The sequence below is a fragment of the Paenibacillus sp. alder61 genome, assembly GCF_020179875.1.
Taxonomy (GTDB): domain Bacteria; phylum Bacillota; class Bacilli; order Paenibacillales; family Paenibacillaceae; genus Fontibacillus; species Fontibacillus faecis.
Genome location: NZ_JAIUDG010000014.1, coordinates 163,445 through 171,850, shown reverse-complemented (window position 1 = coordinate 171,850; position 8,406 = coordinate 163,445). Strand labels below are relative to the sequence as shown.

At 50.4% G+C, this 8,406-nt stretch carries 5 protein-coding genes and 11 tRNA genes; all 16 read left to right on the top strand.

What is annotated here, in order from left to right; all coding sequences use genetic code 11:
• Window positions 1–50 precede the first annotated feature (50 nt).
• Window positions 51–126 (top strand) — tRNA-Asn (locus tag LBW89_RS16505).
• A gap of 3 nt (window positions 127–129) precedes the next feature.
• Window positions 130–205, top strand: a tRNA-Thr gene (locus LBW89_RS16500).
• A 10-nt stretch (window positions 206–215) separates the two neighbouring features.
• Window positions 216–290 (top strand) — tRNA-Glu (locus LBW89_RS16495).
• A gap of 31 nt (window positions 291–321) precedes the next feature.
• Window positions 322–397, top strand: a tRNA-Val gene (locus LBW89_RS16490).
• Between the two features lie 10 nt (window positions 398–407).
• Window positions 408–482, top strand: a tRNA-Gln gene (locus tag LBW89_RS16485).
• A gap of 18 nt (window positions 483–500) precedes the next feature.
• Window positions 501–573: transfer RNA gene (locus LBW89_RS16480), tRNA-Lys, on the top strand.
• Window positions 574–583: 10 nt separating this feature from the next.
• Window positions 584–667: transfer RNA gene (locus tag LBW89_RS16475), tRNA-Leu, on the top strand.
• Window positions 668–672: 5 nt separating this feature from the next.
• Window positions 673–747: transfer RNA gene (locus tag LBW89_RS16470), tRNA-Gly, on the top strand.
• Between the two features lie 6 nt (window positions 748–753).
• Window positions 754–830, top strand: a tRNA-Arg gene (locus LBW89_RS16465).
• A gap of 34 nt (window positions 831–864) precedes the next feature.
• Window positions 865–941, top strand: a tRNA-Pro gene (locus LBW89_RS16460).
• 9 nt (window positions 942–950) lie between these two features.
• A tRNA-Gly gene (locus LBW89_RS16455) sits at window positions 951–1,024 on the top strand.
• Between the two features lie 330 nt (window positions 1,025–1,354).
• Window positions 1,355–4,150, top strand: a complete 2,796-nt coding sequence (gene ppc / locus LBW89_RS16450) for a phosphoenolpyruvate carboxylase (RefSeq protein WP_148457961.1) — start codon at window positions 1,355–1,357, stop codon at window positions 4,148–4,150.
• Between the two features lie 253 nt (window positions 4,151–4,403).
• The gene (gene sigW / locus LBW89_RS16445; protein WP_211373383.1) at window positions 4,404–4,979 is read left to right on the top strand and encodes an RNA polymerase sigma factor SigW; all 576 of its coding nucleotides are present in this window, start codon (window positions 4,404–4,406) and stop codon (window positions 4,977–4,979) included.
• Window positions 4,980–5,115: 136 nt separating this feature from the next.
• Window positions 5,116–5,733 (top strand): zf-HC2 domain-containing protein, encoded by a 618-nt coding sequence (locus LBW89_RS16440; RefSeq protein WP_148457960.1) that lies wholly within the window; start codon window positions 5,116–5,118, stop codon window positions 5,731–5,733.
• Between the two features lie 237 nt (window positions 5,734–5,970).
• Window positions 5,971–6,795 carry a diadenylate cyclase CdaA gene (cdaA, locus tag LBW89_RS16435; RefSeq protein WP_148457959.1) on the top strand — a complete coding sequence of 275 codons (825 nt, stop codon included), beginning with the start codon at window positions 5,971–5,973 and terminating at the stop codon, window positions 6,793–6,795.
• Window positions 6,795–8,273 (top strand): YbbR-like domain-containing protein, encoded by a 1,479-nt coding sequence (locus tag LBW89_RS16430; RefSeq protein ID WP_148457958.1) that lies wholly within the window; start codon window positions 6,795–6,797, stop codon window positions 8,271–8,273. Before cdaA ends, LBW89_RS16430 begins: the two co-directional genes overlap by 1 nt.
• Window positions 8,274–8,406: the final 133 nt, after the last annotated feature.

Sequence of the window (8,406 nt, the reverse complement as noted above, 5' to 3'; positions counted from 1 at the left end):
TTGGACCGAAGGGTCCTGGGAGAGTAGGACGCCGCCAAGCGAACTTTTATTCCCTGATAGCTCAGTTGGTAGAGCACTCGACTGTTAATCGAGTTGTCACAGGTTCGAGTCCTGTTCGGGGAGCCATATGCTTCCATAGCTCAGTAGGTAGAGTGCATCCATGGTAAGGATGAGGTCACCGGTTCGATCCCGGTTGGAAGCTCCATTTCTTGGTTGGCCCGTTGGTCAAGGGGTTAAGACACCTCCCTTTCACGGAGGTAACAGGGGTTCGAATCCCCTACGGGTCACCAATCCCAATTTAATAAACCTCGAAGTACATATGGAGGCTTAGCTCAGCTGGGAGAGCATCTGCCTTACAAGCAGAGGGTCGGGGGTTCGATCCCCTCAGCCTCCACCATACAGTTCATTGGGGATTAGCCAAGCGGTAAGGCAACGGACTTTGACTCCGTCACTCATAGGTTCGAATCCTATATCCCCAGCCATTTTTTCTTCTGAAATATGAGCCATTAGCTCAGTTGGTAGAGCACCTGACTTTTAATCAGGGTGTCGAAGGTTCGAGTCCTTCATGGCTCACTTTTTATGTGCGCGTGTGGCGGAATTGGCAGACGCACTAGACTTAGGATCTAGCGTCTTTGACGTGGGGGTTCAAGTCCCTCCACGCGCACCATTTATGCGGACGTGGCTCAGCGGTAGAGCATCGCCTTGCCAAGGCGAGGGTCGCGGGTTCGATTCCCGTCGTCCGCTCCATAATACGCGCCCTTAGCTCAGCTGGATAGAGCGTTTGACTACGAATCAAAAGGTCAGGAGTTCGAATCTCTTAGGGCGCGCCACTTTTCAATTTCATAATGGGTAACCATCTTATTACGGGACGTAGCTCAGCTTGGTAGAGCACCTGGTTTGGGACCAGGGGGTCGCATGTTCGAATCGTGTCGTCCCGACCATTATAAGGTGCGGGTGTAGTTCAATGGTAGAACTCCAGCCTTCCAAGCTGGTAGCGTGGGTTCGATTCCCATCACCCGCTCCACTTTATGACAGTAACATCATCCGTTCGATGATGTTTTTTGTTATAAGCGGAGTTTTTTTTAATCTTGAATTTTACTGCTTCACCGTGTTAGGGTAATTAGAGGGTTATCACTCGGGGTAAGCTCAATGTTACCTATCCATTTCGCCAAATAGGATGCCAGGCGTCATCTTCTTTGGTTCACTTCAATCGGGAGCTGCGGCATGTACTCGGCAAGGCTCTTCCGCTTTCCTTTAAATTCCTTACAAATAAAGTGAAGATTTTCAGGGAAGTTTATTGTATTATGGTAGGAAAGCTTTTAGAGACGGAATAGGGATGAAATGGGGGAGAAATATGACGGAATTAACGGTAGCAGCCGGCAAATCGAACACCAATAACCTTCTTCGGCGCGATATACGTTTTTTGGGCAATATTCTAGGAGAGGTCCTGGTTCATCAGGGCGGCAATGAACTCTTGGATATTGTCGAGAAGATTCGTGAAGCCAGTAAATCATTGCGTGCCGTGTTTTTGCCGGAACTCCATGAAGAGTTCAAGGGAATGATCAATTCCCTCGAGCCGGAAATCCGACACCAAGTAATCCGAGCATTCGCCATTTATTTTCAATTGGTAAACATTGCTGAACAGAACCATCGGATTCGTCGGAAACGGGATTATGAACGTTCCGCGGGTGAAGCGGTACAAACCGGCTCCATCGAAGCCGCAGTCAAAGATTTGAAAGAGCAGGGCTTTTCCTTTAGTGAGGCGCAGGAAATTTTGGAGGGCATGTCCCTGGAGCTGGTCATGACAGCTCATCCGACAGAAGCGATGCGCCGTGCAATCTTGGATATTCATAAGCGAATTGCCGACGATGTGATGCAGCTCGATAACCCGACCTTGACTTTCCGTGAGCGCGAGCAGCTAAGGGAGAAGCTTCTAAACGAGGTTATTACCCTTTGGCAAACCGACGAGCTGCGTGACCGTAAACCGACCGTGCTGGATGAAGTGCGGAATGGGATGTACTATTTTCACGAAACATTATTTCATGTCCTGCCCGAGGTTTATCAAGAACTGGAGCGCTGCCTCTCGAAGTATTATCCGGAGCACTTGTGGCACGTTCCCACGTACCTGCGCTTCGGTTCATGGATCGGTGGCGACCGCGACGGCAATCCGTCCGTAACGGCCAACGTAACTTGGGAGACGCTGAGAATGCAGCGCAAGCTCGCGATTCGCGAGTATCAAGGTCAATTGTCCGAGCTGTTCAAGTACCTCAGCTTCAGCACAACGATTGTCGACGTAACGGATGAACTGCTTGCATCGATTCAAAGAGACCGCCTGCAAGTCACCCTGAAGAAAACGCCGCAGTGGAACAATGAGAAGGAACCGTATCGCATCAAGCTTACCTACATGACAGAGAAGCTTCATAACGTACTGGACGATTCGAAGAAAGACACTTCCGAGCGTTACGCCGATGTGAACGGCTTGATCGAAGATCTGAAAATTATTGACCGCAGCTTGCGCCACCATTACGCGGACTATGTTGCGGATACGCACATCAAGAAACTGATCCGTATGGTGGAACTCTTCGGGTTCCATACCGCTACCTTGGATATACGTCAGCATAGCAAGGAACACGAGAACGCCATGACGGAAGTTTTGGCGAACATGAATATTGTCAGCAACTATGCGGAGCTGAATGAAGATGAGAAGGTAGCACTGCTGGAACGTCTATTAAACGATCCACGCCCGCTTACCTCGCCTTACCAGGAATACAGCGAAAGCACGACAGAGTGCTTGAATGTATACCGGACCGTTTTTCAGGCGCAAAAAGAGTTCGGGAAGCATTGTATCACGAGCTACCTGATTAGTATGACCGAAGCGGCGAGCGACATTCTGGAGGTTATGGTCTTCGCGAAGGAAGTCGGCCTTTTCCGTAAAGAAGCCGACGGAACGGTCGTATGCACACTGCAATCCGTCCCGCTCTTTGAAACGATTGATGATCTGCATGCAGCACCGGGCATCATGCGCCGCCTGTTCAATATGCCGATCTATCGCCAATCCGTATCGGCTATGAACGACTTGCAGGAAATTATGCTGGGCTACTCCGACAGCAACAAAGACGGCGGCGTAGTCACCGCGAACTGGGAGCTTCGGGTCGCTTTGAAACAGATTACGGCAGCGGCCAAAGAATTCGGCGTGAAGCTGAAATTCTTCCATGGCCGGGGCGGCGCGCTCGGACGCGGCGGTATGCCATTGAACCGCAGCATTCTGGTACAACCTCCCGAAACGATCGGCGGAGGCATCAAAATCACCGAGCAGGGCGAAGTGATCTCCTCCCGTTACTCGTTAAAAGGCATCGCCTACCGCAGTCTGGAAACCGCCACATCGGCGCTGATTACTTCGGCGATTCAGGCTAAGCTGCGGACAAACCACAATCCGGAAGAGGACAAGTGGGACGAGATTATCGCCGGAATCTCGGAAATATCGCTTAAAAAGTATCAGGATTTGGTATTCCGTGAGCCGGACTTCCTTAAATTCTTCAAAGAATCGACACCGCTTGGGGAAGTCGGCGAACTGAATATCGGCTCCAGACCATCCAAACGTAAAAATAGCGACCGCTTTGAAGATTTACGGGCGATCCCGTGGGTCTTCGCTTGGACGCAGAGCCGGTACTTGTTCCCGGCCTGGTACGCTGCGGGAACGGGCTTATACACGTATTACCAAGGCAAAGAAGAGAACCTGAAAGTGCTTCAAGAAATGTACCAGAATTCCACGTTCTTTAAATCCTTGATCGACACGCTGCAATTTGCCCTAATCAAGGCGGATCTCGTGATCGCCAAGGAATATGCCAAGATGTGCAACGACGCGGAAGCGAAGGAACGGATTCTCGGGCAGATAGAACAGGAATTCTTGCTTACCAAGGAGATGATTCTGAAGATTACCGGGGTAACGGAAATTTTGGACACCAACCCGGGGCTTCAGGAATCCATCAAACAGCGGAATCCGTATGTGGACCCGCTAAGCTATCTGCAAGTACAGCTGCTTCTTGAATTGCGGGCCATCCGCGAAGCGGGGCAGGACGACCCGGTTTTGCTGCGTGAAGTACTCCTTACCATTAACGGCATCGCTGCCGGGCTTCGGAATACGGGTTGATTCGCTGCATGTTCACGTGACCATATAAGCCACAAACAAGTCGGTCCTCTCCTTAAGGAGAAGGTACCGGCTTGTTTTATATCCGGGAATTTTGATAATCGCGAGATGCGGGAATGGTATTGCAATTTACATAGAGTTGAATTAACATTTGAATGAAGTGCCGACGGCCGGAGTTACGTTAGAGGGCTCGGGAAACGGAAGGCCGGATTAACAGGTGTCCCGATTACGCCCATCCAAGGATTTGGGGGAACATATGGTGGTGGACCATTTTGAAGCGAGACTGGTGAAGCTGGCCCGTAAAGGGGATCAGGGTGCTTTTGCCGAGCTCGTTGATTTATATAAGGATAAGATTTTTCATCTGGCATACCGGATGTTGTCCAATCGGCACGAAGCCGAGGACATCGTTCAGGAGGCTTTTCTTCGCGTTTATAAAAATTTTCACCGATACGACGACAAACAGAAATTCTCCACATGGATTTACCGGATTGCAACGAACCTCTGTATCGATCGATTACGCAAAAGAAAGCCCAGCTATTATCTGGACGCTGAGGTAAACGATCAGGAGGGGATGGACGGCTATACCTTGATTCCCGGAGACGAAAGAACGCCGGAATCGGAGTATTTGCTGTCCGAGACGCAGCAGATGATTCACCAGGCGATCGAAGGCCTGCCCGCGAAATATAAGTCGGTTATTGTGCTGCGCTATTTGCAGGATCTGTCGCTGCAGGAAATCGGGGACGTGTTGGACATGCCGGTGACAACGGTAAAAACCCGTGTTCACCGGGGACGTGAATTTCTGCGGAAAAAACTCGAGCACAAAATGAATTAATCGGACAAGTATTTTCCATTTTGCCGCGCAATTTTTTATGAAACGCTTTGTTCGGTGGAACGTAATTTAAGATAGGACGACTATGCCAATAGAGAGTATTGGTTATCCATAGATTGAACTGAAAGGATTGGCGGATATGGATTGCAAACAAGCCTCTTCCATGATACATGAATATCTGGACGACGATTTACCGCAGGAACAGGCCTTGAAGCTGAAAGGGCATCTCGCAGGGTGTTCCGCGTGCAGCGCACGGTTTCACGAACTGGAGCAAACCGATATGATGTTGTTTGCAACCCTCAGACACAACGCTCTTTCCGCATCGGATGAACTCGTCGACCGGATCATGGGCAAGATTCCGAAGCAGCGAAAACAAGCGGCCTGGATCGGCTGGATCCGCCGGCACCCGGCTTTGACGTCTGCGGCCATATTCCTGGTAGTGATGCTTTTCAGCGCGATCTCGTTGTGGGAGAGCGATGATCAGCTGGTGGTGAAGACCGCGGATCTGGACCAAGTCATTATTCACGGAGATACGGTTACCGTACCTAGCGGTTCGACCGTTGCGGGGAATTTGACGGTAGAGAACGGTAAAGCGGAGATATACGGGGATGTGCAGGGCAATTTAACGGTAATTGACGGTTCTTATTACCAAGCCTCCACGGCGCACATTGCCGGAGAGGTCAAGAGCATAGACCAGGCTCTGGATTGGATATGGTACAGAATTACCAATCTGTTTACGGAAGTCGCTTATAAATAGCGGTAAGGACGCAAGCGGCGCCTCCCTTAAGGGAAGGGCCGTTTGTTTTTTTAACTTTAGGAAAAAATTTCTTGTAGTGACGAAACATTCTAATTTTATCGGGCGCTTGCATCTGCTAAAGGAACGTTATAACCTAGAAGTTAAGGGGAACATATATAGACAAGGTAACAAAGGGATGTACATAAACGTTTCTTATTTGGCGAGTTCGTCAAACGGAGACTTTTTGGGGGTTGCACCATGGATTATTTTGCAAACTTAACGTGGCAGGATTATATCAAGGATATTATCGATATACTGATCGTTACCTATATAATATATCACTTGATTTTATTGGTACGGGGAACCAGGGCGATTCAGCTGCTCAAAGGGATTTTAGTCCTTGTCGTTATATGGGCAGTGAGCACCTGGTTTGATTTGTATACGTTGAAGTGGCTCATGAATCAAATGTTTACGTTCGGGGTTCTGGCCATCTTCATCATCTTCCAGCCGGAGCTTAGACGGGCTTTGGAGCAGTTGGGTCGCGGCAAACTATTTGGACGCAGCACCGCGGATGAGGAAGAGTTCGGAAAGCAAATCGGCGAGATCATTAAGGCCATAAATTTTTTATCCCGTAGAAAAATCGGGGCATTAATTGTATTTGAGCGAAACACGGGATTGAACGAGTACACCGAGTCGGGCATTAAAATCCAATCGGTGATCTCCTCCGAGCTCTTGATCAATATCTTTATTCCGAATACGCCGCTTCATGACGGTGCCGTCATTATTCAAGGACACCGCATCGCGGCCGCGGCCTGTTACCTGCCCTTGTCGGAAAACCCGTTTATCAGCAAGGAGCTGGGAACCAGACACCGTGCGGCCATCGGGATCAGCGAAGTAGGCGACGGTATTTCGATCGTCGTGTCCGAAGAAACCGGACAGATCTCTTTGGCCATCGAGGGACAAGTGGTCCGGGATATCAATGAGGAATCGCTTATTTCCAAACTTTATGAGGAGCTCGGTCCGAATTCGGGACAGAAAGAGAAGCGCAAGCCCTTCTGGAAGAAGAAGGAGGCCGTAAAGTAATGGATAAGTGGATAAACCATAACAATTTCGCCAAGGTGCTCGCCCTCATTATCAGCGTAATTCTATGGGCTATGGTTCACATCGACAGCGGAACACCGGTGGCTCCGACCACCGTAATCAATTCCAAGGTGATCGACAATGTGAAGATTCAGGTGACCGGCTTCGACAGTGAGAAATATGTGCTGTACGATCTGGAGCCCGACAAAGTCAGGCTGGAGGTCAGGGGGAAACGGACGGACTTAACCACCAATTTTTCCGATTATAAAGTGAAGTTGAATTTGAAGGATATAGGACCGGGGACCATTACCCTCCCATTGACCCATGAGCTTCCTCCCGGCGTGGAGCTGGTGTCCATGGAGCCTTCTATTATTAAAGTAACGATCGAAGCCAAGCAAACCAAGGAAGTCCCGGTGACCATCGTAACCAAAGGAAGCCCGGGCGAAGGCATGCAGGCCGGCATTCCGGTTGTCGAAGGGGCCGGTACAGTCCGGGTGACGTTGCCGGAGAGCGAAATCGGCGAGCTCCAGAAGGTGCAAGGCACGGTGGATGTGGGCGGGCTCACGGCTCCTTTAAAAGGCAAAAGCGTCAAGCTCAATGCATATGATAAACAGGGGAATGTGATGAAGAACGCGGAATTAACTCCGGACTCCGTGGACGTGAGCGTGCCGATTAACAAGCTTTACAAGAATGTACCTCTGGAAATAAAGGAAATCGGGGAGCTGCCTGCCGGTTATGTCCTGGCCAGTGTGAATGCCAATGTGGAAGGGGTTGCGATTTATGGGTCGAAAGAAATGCTTGAGGGCATTTCTTCCTATCCGGTTACAGTAGATTTGAGCCAATTTCAAGGCACAACGGAGACCAGGTACAAGGTGGACTTGACTCCTCCAGACGGTTTTGAGAAAATCGAGCCGAGCTCTGTTGAGGTCACCGTCAAAATTGAACCTGCCGGGCAGCGACTGCTTGAGAACGTACCGATCACCCTGTTGAACGTAAACGATACGCTCACGGAGAAGTTCCTTCAGCCGGCCAACGCGAAAGTCTCGCTGACGGTTTACGGAGCGAAGGAACTGCTGAATAAGCTAACCGCCGAGGATCTCACGGCGACGGCCGATCTTTCCGGGCTGGGCCAGGGGATCCATACGGTACCCGTCATCGTCAAGCTGCCGCAGTTTGTGCAGTTGTCGGAACCGGGCAAATCGCTAACGGCCAAAATCGAGCTGTTGCCGAAAGGAAAGCCCGCAACGACAACGCCCGAAGAGGAGAAGTCTCCGGATTCGGAGACCCCCGAGACTCCGCCTCCTGCGGAGGAGCAGCCGGGACAGAACAGTTCGGGCGGCGGCGCGGGAAATCCGGGCGGAACTAACGGAAGCAGCGGCGAAACGGGGAATACCGGAACTCCGGGGAACTCCGGGAACGCAGGGAGCTCAGGAAACGCAGGAATCAGTCAAAACGGGGATAAAACGGAAGCGGACTCTTAACATGCGCAAGGCCATTTTGAAACTAAAAACATCAGGCAGAAATAAAGAACTCACGGGATGAGAAAAACCATGAAGCTGCCGCTATATCAAGAGAAATGATGCGAAGCTTCAGAACAAGTCGAAGGAGTGAAAT